Consider the following 18,878-nt stretch of genomic DNA (forward strand, 5'->3'; position numbering starts at 1 on the left):
GTCGTTTGCAGCACGCTACACCCCCGATTTCTGCCCCTTTTGGGGCGTTTTGGGTGGGGGGGTGGGTCTGATCTGAAAATCCTTTTCGCTCGGACACCGCGCCCAACTCATTCGCAGATTTTTTCCTCCCTGGAGTTTTTTGTTAATGGCTTTAACACCCAAAAAGCGTCGGTTCATTGACGCTGTCAGGGGAGGTGCGTCCAATCGAGACGCGGCCATTGCAGCTGGATGCCCCGAAAAGTCGGCCTCCGCCGCTGGTTCAAGGCTGGCGAAAGACCCGGACGTGGTTAATGAACTGCACAAGTTGAATGCCCTTCACCCTGTTAAAGGTGGTGTTAACAGGGAACCGCCTCAAGAGACCCATGACGAACCCGATGCTGACGCTGAGCAGGCTGGATTTGACCTGGGCGCTGCGCTGCTGCATCGAGATCCCAAGGACTTCCTGCTGGCTGTGATGAACGACGCCGGGTCTGAACCCAAGCTTCGGGTCGATGCCGCAAAAGCACTGATGCCATTCCTCCATCCACGCAAGGGGGAGGGCGGAAAGAAGGACGAGCGACAAAAGGCGGCGGAGAAAGCGGCGAGCAAATTTTCCCGCCAGGCGCCGCCTCGACTGGCGGCAGCGAACGGTAAGAAGGTGTAGCGATGGACTGGACCACCGCATGCCCGGATTGGGAACGGCGGTTGGTTCGTAGGCAGTCGATCATTCCGCCTCCCATCTTTGTCGAAGAGGCCGAGCGAGCCGTACAGATCTTCAAGGAACTGAGGGTTCCTGATCTGCCTGGCAAGCCTCGGATGGCTGATTGCTGTGATGAGTGGGTGCTCGATTTTGTCAGGGCAATCTTCGGCGGATACGACTCGGAGACAGGCAAACAGCTGATTCGCGAGTTCGGCCTGCTGATCAGCAAGAAGAACACCAAGTCGACAATCGCCGCAGGGATCATGCTGACGGCGTTGATCTTGTGCTGGAGGGAAGAAGAGGAACATCTGATCCTGGCCCCGACCAGGGAAGTTGCCGACAACGCTTTCAAGCCGGCAGCCGCCATGGTACGTGCAGATGAAGAGCTTTCAGCGATGTTCCATGTGCAGGATCACATCCGCACCATTACGGATCGCACGACGAAGAACAGCCTGAAGGTAGTCGCCGCGGATACCGACACGGTATCGGGCAAAAAATCAGGCAAAGTACTGGTGGACGAGCTTTGGGTGTTTGGCAAAAAGCCAGGTGCCGAAGCCATGTTCATGGAAGCGCTGGGCGGTCAGGTCTCGCGGGACGAGGGTTGGGTCATTTACCTGACTACGCAAAGTGATGAGCCGCCGGCTGGCGTCTTCAAGGAGCGCCTGCAGTACTGGCGTGACATTCGCGATGGAGTCATCGAGGACCGAAAAACGCTCGGGATTCTCTATGAGTTCCCGAAGAGCATGATTCAGGACAAGTCGTACCTGGAATCGGAAAACTTCTATATCACCAACCCCAACCTGGGGCGTTCGGTGAGCGCCGAGTGGCTGCAGGATGAACTGCGCAAGAAGCAGAACGCCGGCGATGGGTCGCTACAGAAATTCCTGGCGAAGCACTTAAACATCGAGATCGGCCTGAATCTTCGCTCGGATCGATGGACCGGTGCGGACTTCTGGAAGGTTCAGGCAGACGATTCGCTGAGCTTGCAAGCGCTGCTCGCACAGTCGGAAGTTGTGACGGTGGGTATCGACGGCGGCGGGCTTGACGACCTGCTTGGCCTTACCGTGCTGGGGCGTAAATCAGGCTCCGACGTTTGGCTTTCTTGTTCGCTTGCCTGGGCGCATCCAATTGCGCTGGACCGTCGAAAATCCGAGGAATCGAAGTACCGCGATTTCGAGAGGGATGGCGACCTGGTGATTATCGAAGAGCTGCCCGGTGATGTCGCCGCCGTTGCTGATGTGGTTGAAATGATCGATGGAACCGGCCTGCTGGCTGGCGTCGGCATGGACCCTGAGAAAACCCACAAGGTCATGCTCGAGGAGCTGCTGAAGCGAAAGATCGACGAGAAGATCATTTTCGGTATTCCGCAGGGGTGGAAGCTGGTAGGGGCGATCAGCATCGCCGAGCGAAGGCTGGCAGAGCGTAAGCTTTTTCATGCCGACCAGCCGCTGATGGACTGGTGTGTTGGCAATGCCCGCATCGAGTCGCGTGCAAACTCGGTGTTGATCACCAAGCAGGCCAGTGGTACCGCCAAGATCGACCCGGTAATGGCATTGCTCAATGCCGTTTCCCTGATGGCGACCAACCCGTCGCCGCCGGCCAAGAAGTACCAGATGTTTTTCCTCAACTCGTAGCCGACAGGCTAAGCCAGGCCCGCACAGTGCGGGCTTTTTGCATTTCTGGGGTACCCAATGAACAGAGCCTACAGCCTCCTTGAGATCAAGGCGGTGGACGATGACGCGCGGGTGATTACTGGCATCGCCACCACGCCCTCGCCTGACCGTATGGACGATGTTGTTGAGCCAAAGGGCGCGCAATTCAAGTTGCCGATCCCTTTCCTGTGGCAGCACAACCACGACCAGCCGGTAGGGCAGGTGACCAAGGCCACCGTGACGGACGCGGGAATCGAAGTCACGGTGGAGCTGGCCAAGGTCGATGAGCCCGGCACCTTGAAGGATCGGCTCGATGAAGCCTGGCAGTCGATCAAAGCCAAGCTTGTCCGCGGCCTTTCCATCGGATTTTCACCGATCGAGTCGGCCAACATCGACGGCAGCTGGGGGCGCCGCTTCCTCAAGTGGGAGTGGCTGGAACTTTCTGCCGTGACGGTGCCGGCTAATGCCGGTGCCAGCATCCAGACCATCAAATCCATCGACCGTGAGCTGCGCGCCGCGACAGGCACCAGCGCGCTTCCGGTCGTGCGTATCACCCCTGCCGGCGCTTCGGCAACCATCACCAAATCTGCGAAGCCCGAGGAGGGCGATATGAACATTCAGGAACAGATCAAGTCCTTCGAGAGCACTCGCGGCGCCAAAGCTGCTCGCCTTGAGGCAATCATGAGCAAGGCCGCCGAAGAGGGCCGTACCCTCGACGCTTCCGAGTCCGAGGAATACGACACCATCGAGGGCGAACTGAAGTCTATCGATGGGCACCTGGGCCGTCTGCGTGGCCTGGAAAAATCCATGGCTTCCGGAGCCAAGCCCGTTGAACCTGGTCGCGTCAACAGCGTGTCTAAAGGCCATGAAGTGCGTGACAATGCGGTGATCCGCGTCGAGCGCACCTTGCCGAAAGGTACGGCATTCACCCGCTATGCCATCGCGTTGGCGCGCTCCAAAGGCAACCTGATGCAGGCCGTTGAGGTGGCGAAGGGCTGGGAAGAGTCGACTCCGGAAGTGGTAACCGTGCTCAAGGCTGCTGTGGCGGCCGGCACCACCACCGACCCTGCCTGGGCTGGCCCTCTGGTCGAGTACCAGACCATGGCTGGTGAGTTCATCGAACTGCTGCGTCCTCAGACCATCATCGGCAAGATCCAGGGTCTGCGTCAGGTTCCATTCAACATCAAAATGCCGGGGCAAACCTCTGGCTCCAGCGTCAACTGGGTGGGTGAGGGCAAACCGAAGCCGGTATCTGCCCTGGCGTTCGATACCACCACGCTGCGCTTTACCAAGGCTGCCGGTATCGTGGTGTTGACCGACGAACTGGTACGCTTCAGCAACCCGAGCGCCGAGGCCCTGGTGCAGACCGACCTGACCGCGTCGATGGCACAGTTCCTGGACGTGGCATTCGTAGATCCGGCCATTGCGGAAGTGGCTGAGGTATCGCCTGCGTCGATCACCAATGGTGTTACACCGATCGTGGCCAGCGGCACTACCGCTGATGCACTCAAGGCTGACGTAAAGCGCCTCTTTGCTGCCTTCCTGGCTGCCAACATGACCCCGGCTGGTGCGGTTTGGATCATGACTCCGACCATGGCGCTGACCATCGGCATGATGACCAATGCCCTTGGCCAGCTCGAATTCCCGACCATCGACATGAACGGCGGTACCTTCATGGGCTTGCCGGTGATCGTGTCGGAGAGTGTGCCGGCCAACCCCGGTTCGGGTAGCCCAGTTACCGGTGCTGGCCAACGGCTGATCTTGGCCAAGGCCTCCGAGATCCTGCTGGCGGATGACGGCGGGGTCACCATTGACGTAAGTCGCGAAGCCTCTCTGCAGATGGACAGCGCTCCTACTGCCGGTGCCACCGAGCTGGTCAGCCTCTGGCAGAACAACATGGTGGCGCTGCGCGCCGAGCGCTTCATCAACTGGAAGCGCCGTCGCCTGCAGGCCGTTGGCTACATCGACTCGGCCAATTACGAGTCGTGATTTGCCTGGGCCGGGGTCTCCCCGGCCATTTCTGCGAGGAAATAGCCATGAAGATGGTTGCACTCAAGGAGTTTCGATACGCCGGCAAGCAGCTGCTTGCCGGTGACCCTTTCGAAGCCAGTGACCGTGACGTACGGCTGTTGCGGGCAATCAAGAATGCCAAGCTGGCCGAAGGCGTCGATGATCCTGATGCCGGCGGTGAAGGCCGACAGAAAGGGCCTGGCGGCCCATCAAAGCGCACTTACAAGCGGCGCGACATGAAGGCTGAATAACCGGTGGAGCCGCGATGAGACTTTTCAACTGGGGCAAGAAGTCCGAAGAGAAGGGCCTGCGCCCGGCTGATAATCGCGGTGGCTGGCTCGGGGTGGTGCGCGAAGCGTTTGCTGGTGCCTGGCAAAAGAACGTCGAGGTTGAGCAGGACACTGTCCTGGCGTTCTCTGCGGTGTTTGCGTGCATCACCCTGATCGCCTCCGATATTGCGAAGCTTCGCCTGAAACTGGTGAAGCTGACCGAAGATGGTGTCTGGGAGGAGGCGACGAGCCCTTCATTCTCGCCGGTAATCAAGCGTCCCAATCACTATCAGAACCGCATCCAGTTCTACGAGACCTGGGTACTGTCGAAGCTGACCAGCGGCAACACCTACGTGCTGAAAATCAGGGACGGCCGAGGCGTGGTGATCAAGATGTTCGTCCTTGATCCGCGCCGCGTTGTTCCTCTCGTCGGGGATGACGGGAGTGTCTTCTACCGCCTGATGGCGGACAACCTGTCGACCCTGGAAGAAGGGTTGACCGTGCCGGCAAGCGAGATCATCCATGACCGGATGAATTGCCTGTTCCACCCGCTTGTGGGGATATCTCCAATTTTTGCATGCGGCCTTGCTGCCATGCAGGGTAATGCCATCCAGAACAACTCGGCGCGCTTCTTTCAGAACGGCTCGAAACCAGGTGGTGTGCTGACGGCCCCAGGCGCAATCGGCGAAGACACCGCTAAGCGGCTTAAGGAGCACTGGGACGCCAACTTCTCCGGTGACAACGCCGGCAAGGTGGCGGTCCTAGGCGATGGCTTGAAGTACGAGTCCATGGCGCTTTCTGCCGCTGATTCGCAGCTGATCGAGCAATTGCGGTGGTCAGCTGAAACCGTTTGCTCTGCTTTCCATGTCCCCGGCTACAAGGTAGGGGTCGGCTCCGCACCGACCAACGCCAATGCTGAAGTTTCCAACCAGGCTTACTACTCGGACTGCCTTCAGTCGCTGATCGAGGCTGCTGAGTTGTGCCTGGACGAAGGGCTTGAACTGCCGGTGCCCTATGGCACTGAGTTCGATCTGGATGGATTGCTGCGCATGGATACCCCCACTCTGTATAAGGCGAACAATGACGCAGTCGGCGGAGGGTGGATGAAGCCTAACGAGGCTCGCCGGCGGGCTGGTTTGGCGCCTGTTGAGGGGGGCGACTCGCCCATGATCCAGCAGCAGAACTATAGCCTTGCTGCGATTGCTCGGCGTGATGCGCAAGCCGACCCGTTCGGTAAGGCCCAGCCGGCAGCCCCGGCGTTGCCGCCACCTGAGCCAGATGAGCCCTCAGACGAAGGCCTGGATGACCAGGCGCGGATGTTCGCGCTACTGATCGAGAAGGAGTTGAATCTTGAATCTGCGTGAACTCGAAGCACAGGCGAAGGCCCTCGCACCGGTATTGAGGGGCTTTGTCGACAAAGCCGTAGCCTCTCTTCGCGAGGCCTTGGTAAAAGACATTGATCAGCGCGATGACGGGTTGCGCAAGGAGTTTGGCGAGTCGATCGGCAAAATCCCTGTCCTCGACCCAAAGGAGATAGCGGCTGAAGCGTCCCGGCTAATTCCTGTGCCGGAAAACGGTAAAGATGCCGATCCTGAAATGGTCCGACAGGCTGTGGCTGAGGCAGTGGCCAAGCTTCCGACGCCCAAGGATGGCGTATCGGTGACGTTGGAAGACGTCAGGCCGATGATTTCTGATGCAGTGCAGCTGGCTGTCGAAGCCTTGCCCCCGGCTGCGCCGGGTGTCAGCGTCACCGCTGAAGACCTTCGCCAAGTCATTGCCGAGGAGGTTGCCAAGGCCCTGGAAGCGGTCACCGTTCCGAAGGACGGGGAGCCAGGCAAGGATGCGCTCCAGCTTGAGATTCTGCCGGAGATTGCCGCCGAAAAATCCTACAGTCGCGGCACCTATGCCAAGCACCTGGGCGGATTGTGGCGATCTTTTGAGCGAACTCACGGCATGAAGGGGTGGGAGTGCATTGTTGAAGGACTGAGCTCGGCAGCAGTTGAGCAGGCAGGGGAAAGAGGGTTCGAGCTGTCTTTGGTGCTGTCCAGTGGCAACGAAGTCAGAAAACGCCTTGATCTGCCGGTGATGATCTACCGAGGCGTGTTCGCGCCTGGTGATTACGCTCCGGGCGACACTGTCACCTGGGGTGGGAGCCTATGGCACTGCGATTCTGCCACCAGCGAAAAGCCAGGAGAGCTGGGCAGCAAGGGTTGGCGGCTGGCAGTGAAGCGTGGTCGTGACGGCAAGGATCTGGCCAAGGGGGTATCGGCATCATGATGTTCATTACCCTGGAGCAGGCGAAGGCTCAGTTGCGGGTTGACGACGACGCAGACGATGCCGATATCACCGACAAGATTCTTGAGGCCAGTGACTTGGTCAGGGGATACCTCAAGTCGGCTGCTGACGCCTACCTGGACGCGGATGGAGAGGTCATCCCGGGCAAAGTCCCATATTCGGTAAAGGCCGCCACCAAGATGATGCTGGGATATCTCTATAGCCAGCGCGACAACGACCAGGGCCGTGAATTTGAGCAAGGCATGCTGCCCAAGCCTGTTACCGCGCTTATCTACCACCTTCGCGATCCGGCACTGGCATGAGCATTCAAGCAGGGAAACTGCGGCATCGAATCGAAATTCAGCACAAGGTCATTCCTCGCGACCCTGTGACGCTGGAATTTGGCGAGCCCACATGGGCGGCCTTCGCCAAGCCGTGGGCCGAGGTGACTCCATTGTCTGCCCGAGATCTGCTTGCAGCACAGGCCGCCCAGTCGGAAGCGACAGCCCGCATGAAGATTCGGTACCGACCAGGCGTGCTGCCGACCATGCGAATCGTTTACCGCGGCGAGTTGTACAGCATAGAAGGACCGCCACTGGAGGATTCCGACTCTGGCTTGGAGTACCTGACCATTCTGGTCTCGAAGGGGGTGAAGGATGGTTGATGGCGTCGAGTTCAGCATTCTCGGCCTTGATAGCCTGCTGGGCAAGCTGGATGAGGTCAGCGTTGACGTTCGCCGCAAAGGTGGCCGGGCCGCTCTGCGCAAGGCTGCTCAGGTGGTGGTGCAAAAGGCCAAGCTCGGAGCTGAACGCATCGACGACAAGGCCACTGGCCGGTCGATCTCGGACAACATCGCGCTGCGCTGGAATGGGAGGCTGTTCAAGCGCACGGGCGACTTGGGCTTTCGCATCGGCGTGCTGCACGGCGCCGTGCTCAAGGATGGCGGCGACCTCAGCACCAACGCCCCGACGCCTCACTGGCGCCTAATCGAGTTCGGTACCGAGAAGATGCCGGCCGCGCCGTTTATGCGCCCAGCTCTGGCCGACAGCATCAGCGAGGTGACCAACACCTTCGTCACCGAGTACGAGAAGGCAATCGACCGTGCTATTCGGCGCGCAGCGAAGAAGGCAGCATCCTCATGACCCCACCGATCGTACAGGCCTGCTTGAACAGCCCGGCCGTGACCGCGCTGCTCGGCGCTGGCACCGGCATGCGCCTCTACTCGTTCGGGGAGGCCGAGCAGGGAGTGGCCAAGCCATACGCTGTCTGGCAGATCGTCAGCGGAAGCCCCGAGAACTACCTGGCTGGCCGCCCGGATCTCGATAGCGTCACCCTGCAGGTCGATGTGTACGCCGCGACTGGCGATGCTGCCCGAAAGGTCCGTGACGCGATCCGTGATGCGGTTGAACTGGACGCCTACGTCACCCGCTGGGGCGTCGAAGGCCGCGATCCAGAGACCGAGAATTACCGAGCCAGCTTCGACGTGGACTGGATGGTTTCCCGCTGAAGTATCCCTTTGACCCATGCCCGCCGAGTGCGGGCTTTTTTATTTCTGACTGGAGATAACCCATGTCGATGAAAGCCCAGGGCGCTCAGCTCTATGCTTTGGTGCGGCCTTTGAGTGGCACAGGCCCAAGGACCGTGATGGAGGTTGAATGCCTCACCGCGTTCAACCCTGGCGGTTCGCCGGCAGACCAGATTGACGACACCTGCTTGGCCGATACCGAGCGGAAGTACAAGAAGGGGCTGCGCACCCCTGGCCAGGCGACGGCCACCATCTTGGCTGACCCGCGCAATGCCAGCCACGTTCGCATGTTCCAGTTGTCCCAGGATGACGACGATGAGGACATTCTTTGGGCGCTCGGCTGGTCTGACGGCAAGGACATCCCACCCACGGTCAACGCCGCTGGCGATGACTTCGAGCTACCCACCACCCGCACCTGGTGCCTGTTCGCCGGCTATGTCGCAGATTTCCCGTTCGACTTTGCCAGCAACACCTCGGTGAGCACTGCAGCGACCATTCAGCGCTCCGGCAAGCTCAACTGGGTCATCAAGGAGTAACCGATGAAGTTGACACTCGACGCGCTCAAGGGCGTAGGCTCGTTCACTGGCCGGCCGGTGGAAAAGGAAATCAAGTGGCGCCAGGATGGTACGGATTACACCGCCACCGTCTACGTACGGCCGATGGGCTACCAGACGGCGGTGAGCGACGTGCTTTCGGCTACTGGCAGGCAGGACAGCATTGCGGGCCGTATTGCCGCGTCTATCTGCGACGAGCACGGCAACCCGGTGTTCAGCAGCCCGATGGACATCACTCACGGGCCGCTTGATCCGGTTGAGCTGGAAAAGGACCCGGAGAGCACCAAGCGCTTGGGTTCGCTTGACGGTGCCCTGTCCGTCGCTCTGCTGTTCGCTATCCAGGAGGTCAACGACCTGGGAAAGACGAAGAGCTCACCGAGCGGGACGAAGTCTGGCACGAACTCGTCCTCTCCGGCATCGGTGGGTCGACGATCGCGCAAGCCAAGGAAAACCTCAGCCTGAGCGAATTTCGGTCCTGGGTGAAGTACCGGAAACGTCGCGGCACGCTTCATCTAGGCATGCGAGTGGAGCGATCGGTGGCCATGCTTGCGGCTCTCACGGCCAACCTGCACCGTGACCCGCAGAGGACGCCGACTCCCTACAGTTGGAAGGATTTCGCCCTGCATGAGGATGAAGAGGGGCCAATCTCCCTTGAAGAGGCGATGGCTTCTTGGGCGTAGGTGGCTTTAGGCCTGCATTTGTTATCATCCGCTTTTTAACCTGTGAGGGATGACAGATGCGCAAGCTAATTGCTGTGGCCGTTGCCGCAGCTCTGCTTTCGGGGTGTGGCGAACCGAAGATCGACGGTAGCTCCGACGAGGCTTTTAAGAAATGGCGGTTGCAGGAGCTGAGTGCAACACGGTTATTGAATTGAAACCGGAGCATCATGCCGCATTGCCATGGCATTTTGCATGACCTCTCCCATCACCTCGATGGGGCATTTGAAGTCGAAGCGCTTGCGCGGTCGCATGTTCAGTTGCAGCGCAATGGCGTCCAGCTCCTCCTGGCTATGTACCGACAGGTCTGTGCCCTTGGGCAAGTACTGGCGAATCAGGCCGTTGATGTTTTCGTTGCTGCCGCGCTGCCAGGGGCTGTGCGGGTCGCAGAAGTAGATCGCCACGCCGGTTCTTTGGGTGATCTCGGCGTGTCGCGCCATCTCCCGGCCCTGGTCGTAAGTCATGCTCTTGCGCATCTCCAGCGGCATGCTATTGAGCGCGGCGCTGAAGCCTTCCAGCGCCGAAGTCGCCGTTGCGTCGTTCATCTTCACCAACATCAGGTAGCCACTGGTGCGTTCCACCAGCGTACCGACGGACGAGGCGTTGGCCTTACCCTTGATGAGGTCGCCTTCCCAATGCCCCGGCATCAGCCTGTCTTCAATCTCCGGCGGGCGCACATGAATACTGACCATCTCGGGGATCTGGCCGCGCCGATCCACGCCACCAGAGCGCGGCCGGCGCGTCGTCTTGCCTTGGCGCAGACAGATGATCAGCTCCTTACGCAGCTCACCCACTGGCAGGGCATAGATCGCGTTGTAGATCGTCTCGCGACAGACGTAGGCATCTCGCAGGTTGGGTATGTTCATGCTGCGCAGCTTGCCGGCAATCTGCTCGGGAGACAAACGCTCACGCAGCATATGGGTCACCAGTTCGAAGCGCTCGCTACCCGGCAACAGTTTTCGCATCGGTCGACAAACCTGGCGGCGGGCCTGCATTTGCTGCTGAGCCAGACGGGCCGAGTAGCCACCGCAAGCACCTCGGTTACGGCGCAGCTCACGGCTGATGGTCGAAGGGGATCGGTTGATCAAGCAGGCAATCCTGCGCAGGCTGAAGCCTTGGGTACGACCGATTTGAATGGTGGCGCGCTCTTCAACGCTGAGTTCGGTATAAGACATAGGGGCAGCACCGTACCGGAAAGGTCAGGTGTTGCACTCAGTTTTTGCCGCCGCCAATCTATAAGCAAAATCTCTGAAAGCCTCTCGGAATCTGAGAGAAGTAAATTCACCACTGACGTTATGTATCTCGCGATGCAGGGCGTTAACTTCAAAGATGTTATGAGTGGTCGCGTAAAGCCTGAGAATATCTCTGCCGATATGCTTGCATCGCTTGGCGGTAAAAGTGCCAGGGAGGTTTCTGTTGAGGCTGATAGAGTTAGAGCCGAGAGAGCTGAGCGTGAGCGTCAACAAGCACTGTCGGAAATACAGGAGCTGGAAAAAAAGAAAGCAGAATCCGATTTGGCTGCTGAGCAGCTGAAAAAATTCGAAGTTTTGAAGTCCCGCTTCTATAAGAGAGAAGAGGAGTATAGCTACCGCGCCAAGCCTATCATCGAAGTTTCGGTAAAAAACGGAACAGGTAAGGCTGTTTCAAGAGCGTACTTCAAAGGAACGATATCCTCGCCTGGGCGATCTGTCCCGTGGCTGGTAGAAAGCTTTAACTACGAGATTTCTGGCGGCGTGGAGCCAGACGAAACCCAAAGCTGGTCACTGGCGCCTAATCAGTTCAGCGAGTGGGGGGAAGTTGATCCGCCGAAAGACGCAATGTTTACTGTTGAGGTTATTCGTTTGGACGGTGCCGATAAGGAACCTCTATTCGGCTCCGGGCAGTTTGACGATGACGACGCCGCGAGGTTAGCGACGTTAAAGAAACAGTACTCGAATTGAATGAAACCCGCTTCGGCGGGTTTTTTTTGGAGATAGTAATGGCATCAAGATCCCTTGGAACCCTAACCCTTGATGTCATAGCCCAAGTTGGTGGGTTTGTAGCCGGCATGGACAAGGCTGAGCGGAGTTCTGCCAAATGGCGCAAAGAGGTTGAAAAGAGTGCCAAGGCAGTAGGGACTGCTGTTGGTGCTGGTGTTGCCACCGCCGTCACAGCCTTTACGACGATGATGGTGTCAGCTGTAAATTCAGCTTCTGAGATATCCAACCTTGCAGCAGTAGCGAATGTCAGCGTCACTGACTTCCAAAAGATGGCCGTAGGGGCCAAGACCGTAGGAATCGAGCAGGACAAGCTTGCCGACATTCTCAAGGACGTGAATGACAAGGTCGGTGATTTTCTAAACACCGGCGGCGGCGGGATGGCGGACTTCTTTGAGCAGATCGCGCCGAAGGTTGGCGTCACCGCTGACCAGTTCCGCAACCTGAGTGGCAGCCAGGCCCTTGGCCTGTATGTCTCCAGTCTCGAGAAGGCAAAGGTTAGCCAGTCGGAAATGACTTTCTACCTTGAAGCTATTGCCAGTGATGCTACAGCCCTTCTACCGCTACTTCGGAACAACGCTGCTGGCTTTAGGGAATATGGCGATGCAGCTGAAGCTGCTGGCGCTGTAATGGATGAAACAACCATTCTGGCAGCCAAACAGTTTGGCTCTGAGCTTACTGTTATCAGTCAGTACGCGAGCTCGGCGAAAACCGCCTTGGCGGCGGAGTTTATGCCGGTTCTAGCTCAGCTCGCCAAAGATCTAGCTGACACGACAAAACAGGCTGGCGGACTAAGGAGCGTGGTGCATGAGCTTGCCAATGACTTAGTCGAGGCTACCGCCGTAACTGCAAGCCTGGCAGATGGCACTGCTCGCTCCTTCAAAATTGCTGCGGCTGTAATAGTTAGCGGGTTTTCCACTACCATGGCTTACCTACAGAGTATTGGGGCGACAGCTAATACTATTATGGGGAGCATAACTTTTGGCGATATGTCAAAAGACTTCAAGGAAAACGCCGACAGGCTGACTGCGTACGCTATAGATCACTCGAGAACCGCAAGCAGCGTAATGTCGGAAGTAGCTGAGGCTTATAATAAGCCTTGGTCTGGTGATGTGATCCGTGACTATGTAAAAAGGGCAAGAGAGGCAGCTGCTGAGCTAGGCACTATCACTCCGCCTCCGCCAGGTACTTTCACTCCGACCACTCCGGACCAGCAAGAGGCCGCGAAAGCAGCCGAAGCCGCCGCCAAAAAGCTGCAGGGCCAGTTCGACACAGCCGAAGAGGGCTACAAGCGTCAGATCGCGCTCATCAACACCGAGACCGACAAGCGCAAGGAGGCCACTGAGGTCGCCAAGCTCCAGTTCGAACTGGAGTCGGGAAATCTCACGGGGCTGAGCGCCAAGCAGCAGGAGCGCCTGAAGGGCCTGGCTGCCGAGCTCGATCAACTGAAAAAGCTGAAGCAGGCCAAGGAAGATGACAAGGCGGTCGCCGGATTCGATGCGAGCGTGAAGCGGCAACTCGACATCGACAAGCGTGCGTTGGCCGCGCCGCTATTAAACGCCTACAGCAGCGATGAGGTGAAGCAGCGCGCCCTGGATCTGCTGGCGATCGAGCAGGACTACCAGGATCAGTTGGAGGACCTCCGGCAACGGCATGAGGCCGGCGATGTGTCCGATTCCGTCTTCAAGCGAGAAACGGACATCCTCAACAAGGCCTTGAATGACCGCAAGGCCATGCAGGAGAAGTACTACGAGGACATCGACAAACTTCAGCTCAACGGCACGGCCGGCTTCCTCAGCGGCTTTGCCACCCAGGCTGAAGCCGCGATGGACCTTTATGGCAGCATGCAGCAGGTTGGCGCCGATACCCTGGCCAACCTGACAGATGCTGTTACCGAGTGGGCCGAGACCGGCAAGCTCGATATCAAGGGTTTCGCTTCAACGTTCATTCAATCCATGGGCCATGCGCTGCTGTCCTTTGCCGCCGCGCAGGTTGCCATGGCTGCGCTGAACGCCTTCGTCTCCATGATCGGTGTTCCCTTCGTGGGTCCAGCCATTGCGCCTGGTGCGGCGATCGCAGCCGCCGGCGCCGCTGGCGTGCTGATGACTGCCGTGGGCGCTTCCCTCGACGGCCAGGCGCACGACGGCATCGATTACGTGCCGGCTGACGGCACCTGGAACCTGAAGAAGGGTGAGCGGGTAACCACTGCCGAGACCAGCGCCAAGCTCGACCGAACGTTGGATGATGTTGCGAAGAACAGCGGTGGGGGAGGCGGTGTGCGTGATGTGAAGATCATCAACAACGGTCAGCCTGCAACTGCACGGATGCAGATGGACGGCGCCACTATGACGCTGATTCTTGATGCTGTGGCGGCGGACTTTAACTCTAGCCTCGGCCGGAATGGCCGGTATTCGAAGGCGGTTGAGGGGACCTACGGAACTAGGAGGGTCCCGAAATGACGGCCCTCGAAGTCGTTTACGCATCCGGTGGGGACATCATCGTCCCAACTCTGGAGATTTCGTGCCCGGCCTGGGACAAAACGCTGTACCTGGTGCAGGACTACGAAGACTTCCGGGCGACGACCGAGGCAGGGAAAACGGTCACGTTCCTGGCCTCGTCCATTGATGTGGCGTTGCCGGCCAAGGACAACTCCGGCGCGCAGACGCTTACCTTCGTGATCGACAACGTGACCGGTGAGGCCCAACAGCTGCTGGACGCCTCACTTGCCGCCGAGGCCAGGGTCACCCTGGTTTACCGCGAGTACCTTGCCAGCATTCCCGGCGAGCCCGCTGATCGACCATACCGCATGACCTCGTTCGGCGGGACCATGGATGGGCCCACTGTCCAAGTCGAGGCGGGCTACTACGACCTGATCAACATGATGTGGAACAGGGATCGATACACCACAGACTTTGCCCCAGGGCTGACACATCTCTGACTGGAGGGTGAACCATGGCAACAACTGTTAGGGTAATAAACGCGATGCCTACCCACGCTTCACTTCAATCCATCGTAAGGCTCGATAGTGATTGTAAGGTTCTTGAGGTGGTGATCTTCCCCCTTGATGAACTCCAAGGGCATCCCAGGATGCAACTTCTGCTCGACGATCCATCCCCCGGTGAATTCGAATCGGGCAGTGACGGGTGACGCTGAACCCTGGAACTTGATAGTTACTTTCTCCCCTGGTCGCTTCTCTGCCATGAACTCCGCGACCGTTTTCTCAGCTTCAAATTCTCTTGTCATTGCAAAACTCCTTTTTTGGCAAAGCTACTACGACCTATAGATGGTGCGTTACTGGCTATTTGCCCAGTCTGGATTCCCATGTACGACAAATATTTCACCGCGACGTATGAAGACGGTGCGCGGGGCGAGGTCGTGGGCGGCCGATACCTCCTCGACTGCTGGGGCCTGGTCCTGGCTATTCGTGAGGAAGTGCTCGGCCTGCCTCCGCTGCCGGCATTCGGCCCGATCGACCGCAGGGACCTGCGCACCTCTGCCAAGGCTTATGCCAAGTACTCCGAACTGATGCCGGTAGGCCCGCCAGTACCTGGGGCAATTGCTGCCGTAATCCATGGCGGCCTGTGCATGCATGTCGGCGTGGTTGTCCTGATTGACGGCGAGCTGCGGGTCTTTGAGACCAACCCCATTGCAGGGGTGACCAACATGCGCCTGATCGACTTTGAGCGGTCATATCCGAGAGTGAAATACCATCGTGATCGAGATCTTTCCGAGCAAACTTGAGGGTGGGGCGCTTGAGCGCCATCCATTGGAGCAGGCCACGACCATTGAGGCCTGGCTGAAGGCCAAGGTCCGCAGCTACGAGCCTCGTCCGGTGCCGCCGATCAGCATCATGCGCAACGGTGAACTGGTCGCTCCTGCGACATGGGGAGAGGCTGAGATCGGCCCAGATGACCAGGTGTCGATCTACATCGAGCCGAAGGGCAGTTCCCTCAAGACCATCTTCAAGCCTGGCCCGCTGGCCAAGCTGTTCGGCCTAGGGAACCCGTTCGACCCGGTGAAGCCGGCCACGCCGAACATGCAGAACCGGACCTCACGGGAGCTGAACCTGTCGACGGTGAAGGGCAACCAGGCCGCGCTGAACGATGCCATCCCTGAGCTGGCTGGCTCCCCGAAGCGCTATCCCGATTACCTGGTGCCCGCTCATCGCTACTTCGGCGAGCCAACCGAGCAGTGGACAGAGCTTTTGCTGTGCATCGGCAAGGGCAAGTACCAGGTCCTGCCGGGCAACGTCATGGTGGGTGACACCACCATCGCCTCCCTGGGCTCAACGGCCAGCTACAAGATTTTTGGCCCAGGCGAGGACCTGTCTGCCGAAACCGCAGCGCAGTGGTGGCACAGCTCGACCGAAGTGGGCTCGACCAATACCGGCAGCGCCGGCCTGACGCTGACGACCACCATCGCGGTGCAGCAGCAGTTCAGCGGCAACTCAGTGGTCGCTTCCGGTTTCGTCCTGACCGTTCCGGAGGGCGCCGGCTGGTTCCCGTTCGGCTGGGATGCCGGGATGATCGCCAGGGTAGAGATGCTGTACCCGTACACCTTCACCGCGCCGGCGGACGGAAGTGCCACGGTCATCAGCGGTAAGCACCTTCCAATGTTGGGGGCGTTTGTCGGGATGAAGGTCGAACTGGCCGGTGCCAACGCCGGTGAGTACGTGGTGGCCACCTACGCCCCGGAGGTGCCCCCTACACCTGAAGTGCCTGGCTCGCCGTCCATGGTGACGGGCAGTGCTGCGCCGAACCGTTTCAATTTCGATGTATCGCCCGTGAGCTTTACGGTGTCGCGGGGCGCCAGTGACTTCCCGGTGACCTTGAATACATCGACCACTAATCTGGATGGCCTTATCTCTGCTGTGAATACGGCGCTGGCCGGTACCCGCTTGGTTGCCAGCGCCTCCGGCGACCGGCTGCGCATTGCCGAACAAGCCGCGCCATTCACCGGTGTGGGGCTAATCCTGAGCGGCTCGACCGCGGATGTGTTCGGCGTGTCGCCGGTGTACGTGACTGGAGTGAAGTCAGAGGCTGCTATCGATGGGCAGTACGCCAAGATGACCTTGGCCTACGATGGTGGCGCGCCCTCAATCGGTCTGCAAACGGGGGATCTGCTGGCCTCGATCGGCTATCGCGGTCTGCGCTACAGGATCACGGCCGTGTCCGATGACGCGGAAGAGGATGACGACGACACCGAGGCAGACGAAAGCCACGGGCCATCGGCCATTACGCTGTCACGCTTGACGGACACGGGCGCCGAAGATGAGGGCTGGGAGGGCTTCGACGCGCTGCAGACCAGAGATGCCAACATTGTGCTGGATGGCTCCACCACCGAGGGCGACTGGTCCGGCCCATTCGCAGTAGTGCCGGAAGGTGAAGTGACCCGCCGCCTGGAAATCGACTTCTTCTTCCCGCAGGGGATGATCCGCTATACCGAAAAGAACGGTAACCAGCGGCAGGTGAGCGTCAAGGTCGAGATCCAGTACCGCGATATTACAACCGCCGGCGCCTGGACCTCGGTCACTTCGACCTACACCGCCATGTCGCCCGATCAGATGGGTTTTACCCGGAAGATATCCATCCCGGCAGCCATGCGGCCGGAGGTGCGCGTGCGCCGGATTGGCGAGGAGTCGACGACATCGAACAAGCAGGACCGGGTGCAGTGGTACGGTCTGCGCGGGCGCATCGAGCGCGTACCGCGCCGGTACGAAGGCGTCACGGTCATGGTGGTCTACGTCAAGGGCAGTAACCGCCTTTCGGCTCAGTCCGAGACCATGGTTTCTGTCCGGCCTACCCGGGTGCTGCCGGTGCGCAGTGGCGGAGCCTGGGCAGTGGAAACGCCCACGCGGGACATTGTTCCGTGGGTGGCTCACGTGGCGCGCACAATTGGCTATACGGACGATGACCTCGATCTGGCAGAGCTTGACCGGCTTGATGCCATTTGGAAGGCTCGCGGGGATCATTTCGATCTTGCGGTGACCGGACAGGAAACCGTGCTTGAGGCGCTGAACAACGCCCTGATGGCAGGGTTTGCAGAGCTGACCATTGATCGTGGCCTGATCCGCCCAGTGCGTGACGAGCCGCGATCGGTGTTCGAGCACATGTACACCCCGCAGAACATCATCGGCAACCTGACGCGCAAGTTCACTACGGTGAGGCCAGACGACTACGACGGTGTCGATGTCGAGTACGTCGATGAAAGCACTTGGCAGAAGGAGACGGTCAAGTGTCGGCTGTCCGGCGACGCAGGGGCAAAAACGGAAAAGATCACGTTGCAAGGGGTGATCAACAGGGATCGGGCCTGGAGGATCGGCATCCGGCAACGCCGTCGCTACAAGTACCAGCGGCACGGCTACAGCTTCACCACCGAGCTATCGGCGATGAACAGCCGCTACAAGAGCTACTGCGCTGCTGCTGACGACATCCCGGGTTACGGCCAGAGTTCTGTCCTTATCGACTTCCAGGTAGGTAACAGCCTGACCTTACTGGAGAGCTCGGAACCGCTCACCTGGGAGGAAGGCGCCGACCACGTTGTTGGCCTGCGCAAGCCGGATGGCACGCTCAGCGGTCCATGGCCGGCTACCCGAGTCGATGACACGCGGCTGACGGTGCCGGGGTTGGACTTTGAGCCCGACCTGAGCTGGGATATTGAACCCCCGTACCTGCTGTTCGGCACAACCACGAGGTGGTGCTATCCAATCCTGATTGGCTCGATCGCTCCGAAGGACTTCACGACCGATGTTGAGGCCGTGAACTACGACGTGCGCGTGTACGCCGACGATGACAACTTCGCGCCGGACTGAAACTAGGAAACACCATGATTCCATACCCGCCACAGCTTCCACCTCCGCTTCGAGATGGCTACGGGTTTGAGCCAGTCAGTCCCCTTGTCAGGACCACAATGGCGAGCGGCAGAGTTATGCAGCGCCGCAGGTTTCGGAGCGTGCCTACCTATGCCTCCGTCAGCTGGATATTTACTGCTCGCCAGGCCAGGTACTTCGAGGCCTGGTTTGAGTACAGCCTGAAATCTGGGTCGCTCTGGTTTGCATGCAGGCTCAGTTCGCCGATGGGGCTGGAGGACCAGGTAGTCCGGTTCGCCGACATTTATAGCGGGCCAGTGCTAGTCGGCGTGGATTGCTGGCGGTTTACAGCCCAGCTGGAGCTGCGGAAACGACCGCTTTACGACGAAGAATGGTTCGCCGTCGCCCCAGAGTA

At 59.3% G+C, this 18,878-nt stretch carries 20 protein-coding genes; 18 read left to right on the top strand and 2 right to left on the bottom strand.

Going from position 1 to position 18,878, the window contains the following annotated elements:
- Window positions 1-145: 145 nt before the first annotated feature.
- From AA098_RS07290 to AA098_RS29125, 13 genes are all read left to right on the top strand, one after another.
- Window positions 146-643, top strand: coding sequence for a terminase (locus AA098_RS07290; protein WP_064613989.1), 498 nt, complete (start codon window positions 146-148; stop codon window positions 641-643).
- A gap of 2 nt (window positions 644-645) precedes the next feature.
- Window positions 646-2,313 (top strand): terminase large subunit, encoded by a 1,668-nt coding sequence (locus AA098_RS07295; RefSeq protein WP_064613990.1) that lies wholly within the window; start codon window positions 646-648, stop codon window positions 2,311-2,313.
- A 57-nt stretch (window positions 2,314-2,370) separates the two neighbouring features.
- On the top strand, window positions 2,371-4,320 hold the full coding sequence (locus AA098_RS07300; RefSeq protein ID WP_064613991.1) for a phage major capsid protein: 1,950 nt from the start codon (window positions 2,371-2,373) through the stop codon (window positions 4,318-4,320).
- Between the two features lie 47 nt (window positions 4,321-4,367).
- On the top strand, window positions 4,368-4,592 hold the full coding sequence (locus AA098_RS07305) for a hypothetical protein (RefSeq protein WP_082916862.1): 225 nt from the start codon (window positions 4,368-4,370) through the stop codon (window positions 4,590-4,592).
- Between the two features lie 14 nt (window positions 4,593-4,606).
- A complete protein-coding gene (locus AA098_RS07310; RefSeq protein WP_064613992.1) occupies window positions 4,607-5,974 on the top strand; it encodes a phage portal protein in 1,368 nt (455 codons plus the stop codon).
- Window positions 5,961-6,887, top strand: coding sequence for a hypothetical protein (locus tag AA098_RS07315; protein ID WP_064613993.1), 927 nt, complete (start codon window positions 5,961-5,963; stop codon window positions 6,885-6,887). The genes AA098_RS07310 and AA098_RS07315 overlap by 14 nt, the downstream gene beginning before the upstream one ends.
- Entirely contained in the window at window positions 6,884-7,207 is a 324-nt protein-coding gene (locus tag AA098_RS07320) for a head-tail connector protein (RefSeq protein WP_064613994.1), read from the top strand. Before AA098_RS07315 ends, AA098_RS07320 begins: the two co-directional genes overlap by 4 nt.
- Window positions 7,208-7,209: 2 nt before the next feature.
- Window positions 7,210-7,548 carry a phage head closure protein gene (locus AA098_RS07325; protein ID WP_064615170.1) on the top strand — a complete coding sequence of 113 codons (339 nt, stop codon included), beginning with the start codon at window positions 7,210-7,212 and terminating at the stop codon, window positions 7,546-7,548.
- Window positions 7,541-8,026, top strand: coding sequence for an HK97-gp10 family putative phage morphogenesis protein (locus AA098_RS07330; protein WP_064613995.1), 486 nt, complete (start codon window positions 7,541-7,543; stop codon window positions 8,024-8,026). The genes AA098_RS07325 and AA098_RS07330 overlap by 8 nt, the downstream gene beginning before the upstream one ends.
- Window positions 8,023-8,391 (top strand): DUF3168 domain-containing protein, encoded by a 369-nt coding sequence (locus AA098_RS07335; RefSeq protein ID WP_064613996.1) that lies wholly within the window; start codon window positions 8,023-8,025, stop codon window positions 8,389-8,391. The genes AA098_RS07330 and AA098_RS07335 overlap by 4 nt, the downstream gene beginning before the upstream one ends.
- 62 nt (window positions 8,392-8,453) lie before the next feature.
- Window positions 8,454-8,945, top strand: a complete 492-nt coding sequence (locus tag AA098_RS07340; protein ID WP_023389757.1) for a phage tail tube protein — start codon at window positions 8,454-8,456, stop codon at window positions 8,943-8,945.
- A gap of 3 nt (window positions 8,946-8,948) precedes the next feature.
- The gene (locus AA098_RS07345; protein WP_064613997.1) at window positions 8,949-9,425 is read left to right on the top strand and encodes a phage tail assembly chaperone family protein, TAC; all 477 of its coding nucleotides are present in this window, start codon (window positions 8,949-8,951) and stop codon (window positions 9,423-9,425) included.
- 274 nt (window positions 9,426-9,699) lie between these two features.
- A complete protein-coding gene (locus tag AA098_RS29125; protein ID WP_156747514.1) occupies window positions 9,700-9,837 on the top strand; it encodes a lipoprotein in 138 nt (45 codons plus the stop codon).
- On the opposite strand, the gene AA098_RS07350 is transcribed toward AA098_RS29125, so the two are convergent.
- Window positions 9,826-10,854 carry an IS30-like element ISPsp7 family transposase gene (locus AA098_RS07350; RefSeq protein WP_011911495.1) on the bottom strand — a complete coding sequence of 343 codons (1,029 nt, stop codon included), beginning with the start codon at window positions 10,852-10,854 and terminating at the stop codon, window positions 9,826-9,828. The two genes, AA098_RS29125 and AA098_RS07350, sit on opposite strands and share 12 nt — an antisense overlap.
- Between AA098_RS07350 and AA098_RS07355 the strand changes: the two genes are divergently transcribed.
- The 3 genes from AA098_RS07355 to AA098_RS07365 are packed head-to-tail and all read left to right on the top strand — an operon-like array spanning window position 10,810 to window position 14,593.
- Window positions 10,810-11,619 carry a DUF6694 family lipoprotein gene (locus AA098_RS07355; protein WP_082916864.1) on the top strand — a complete coding sequence of 270 codons (810 nt, stop codon included), beginning with the start codon at window positions 10,810-10,812 and terminating at the stop codon, window positions 11,617-11,619. The genes AA098_RS07350 and AA098_RS07355 overlap by 45 nt on opposite strands.
- Before the next feature lie 38 nt (window positions 11,620-11,657).
- Window positions 11,658-14,114 (top strand): phage tail tape measure C-terminal domain-containing protein, encoded by a 2,457-nt coding sequence (locus tag AA098_RS07360; RefSeq protein ID WP_064615171.1) that lies wholly within the window; start codon window positions 11,658-11,660, stop codon window positions 14,112-14,114.
- The gene (locus AA098_RS07365) at window positions 14,111-14,593 is read left to right on the top strand and encodes a DUF1833 family protein (RefSeq protein WP_064613999.1); all 483 of its coding nucleotides are present in this window, start codon (window positions 14,111-14,113) and stop codon (window positions 14,591-14,593) included. The genes AA098_RS07360 and AA098_RS07365 overlap by 4 nt, the downstream gene beginning before the upstream one ends.
- 59 nt (window positions 14,594-14,652) lie before the next feature.
- Here AA098_RS07365 and AA098_RS07370 read toward each other — a convergent pair whose 3' ends face one another.
- Complete coding sequence (locus tag AA098_RS07370; RefSeq protein WP_064614000.1) at window positions 14,653-14,898, bottom strand: hypothetical protein; 246 nt, start codon at window positions 14,896-14,898, stop codon at window positions 14,653-14,655.
- 78 nt (window positions 14,899-14,976) lie between these two features.
- Here AA098_RS07370 and AA098_RS07375 point away from each other — a divergent pair, with 78 nt between their 5' ends.
- Window positions 14,977-15,396 (top strand): hypothetical protein, encoded by a 420-nt coding sequence (locus AA098_RS07375; RefSeq protein WP_064614001.1) that lies wholly within the window; start codon window positions 14,977-14,979, stop codon window positions 15,394-15,396.
- Entirely contained in the window at window positions 15,368-18,466 is a 3,099-nt protein-coding gene (locus tag AA098_RS07380; RefSeq protein WP_064614002.1) for a host specificity factor TipJ family phage tail protein, read from the top strand. The genes AA098_RS07375 and AA098_RS07380 overlap by 29 nt, the downstream gene beginning before the upstream one ends.
- The last annotated feature ends 412 nt before the right edge of the window (window positions 18,467-18,878 follow it).

Source organism: Pseudomonas sp. JY-Q, from assembly GCF_001655295.1.
GTDB classification, from domain to species: domain Bacteria; phylum Pseudomonadota; class Gammaproteobacteria; order Pseudomonadales; family Pseudomonadaceae; genus Aquipseudomonas; species Aquipseudomonas alloputida.

What these genes read in the sequence shown, in the direction of transcription:
- AA098_RS07350 (WP_011911495.1), bottom strand. Translation starts at nt 10,854, where the DNA reads ATGTCTTATACCGAACTCAGCGTTGAAGAGCGCGCCACCATTCAAATC.
- AA098_RS07320 (WP_064613994.1), top strand. Translation starts at nt 6,884, where the DNA reads ATGATGTTCATTACCCTGGAGCAGGCGAAGGCTCAGTTGCGGGTTGAC.
- AA098_RS07370 (WP_064614000.1), bottom strand. Translation starts at nt 14,898, where the DNA reads ATGACAAGAGAATTTGAAGCTGAGAAAACGGTCGCGGAGTTCATGGCA.
- AA098_RS07335 (WP_064613996.1), top strand. Translation starts at nt 8,023, where the DNA reads ATGACCCCACCGATCGTACAGGCCTGCTTGAACAGCCCGGCCGTGACC.
- AA098_RS07360 (WP_064615171.1), top strand. Translation starts at nt 11,658, where the DNA reads ATGGCATCAAGATCCCTTGGAACCCTAACCCTTGATGTCATAGCCCAA.
- AA098_RS07295 (WP_064613990.1), top strand. Translation starts at nt 646, where the DNA reads ATGGACTGGACCACCGCATGCCCGGATTGGGAACGGCGGTTGGTTCGT.
- AA098_RS07305 (WP_082916862.1), top strand. Translation starts at nt 4,368, where the DNA reads ATGAAGATGGTTGCACTCAAGGAGTTTCGATACGCCGGCAAGCAGCTG.
- AA098_RS07375 (WP_064614001.1), top strand. Translation starts at nt 14,977, where the DNA reads ATGTACGACAAATATTTCACCGCGACGTATGAAGACGGTGCGCGGGGC.
- AA098_RS07300 (WP_064613991.1), top strand. Translation starts at nt 2,371, where the DNA reads ATGAACAGAGCCTACAGCCTCCTTGAGATCAAGGCGGTGGACGATGAC.
- AA098_RS07290 (WP_064613989.1), top strand. Translation starts at nt 146, where the DNA reads ATGGCTTTAACACCCAAAAAGCGTCGGTTCATTGACGCTGTCAGGGGA.
- AA098_RS07340 (WP_023389757.1), top strand. Translation starts at nt 8,454, where the DNA reads ATGTCGATGAAAGCCCAGGGCGCTCAGCTCTATGCTTTGGTGCGGCCT.
- AA098_RS07365 (WP_064613999.1), top strand. Translation starts at nt 14,111, where the DNA reads ATGACGGCCCTCGAAGTCGTTTACGCATCCGGTGGGGACATCATCGTC.
- AA098_RS07345 (WP_064613997.1), top strand. Translation starts at nt 8,949, where the DNA reads ATGAAGTTGACACTCGACGCGCTCAAGGGCGTAGGCTCGTTCACTGGC.
- AA098_RS29125 (WP_156747514.1), top strand. Translation starts at nt 9,700, where the DNA reads ATGCGCAAGCTAATTGCTGTGGCCGTTGCCGCAGCTCTGCTTTCGGGG.
- AA098_RS07310 (WP_064613992.1), top strand. Translation starts at nt 4,607, where the DNA reads ATGAGACTTTTCAACTGGGGCAAGAAGTCCGAAGAGAAGGGCCTGCGC.
- AA098_RS07330 (WP_064613995.1), top strand. Translation starts at nt 7,541, where the DNA reads ATGGTTGATGGCGTCGAGTTCAGCATTCTCGGCCTTGATAGCCTGCTG.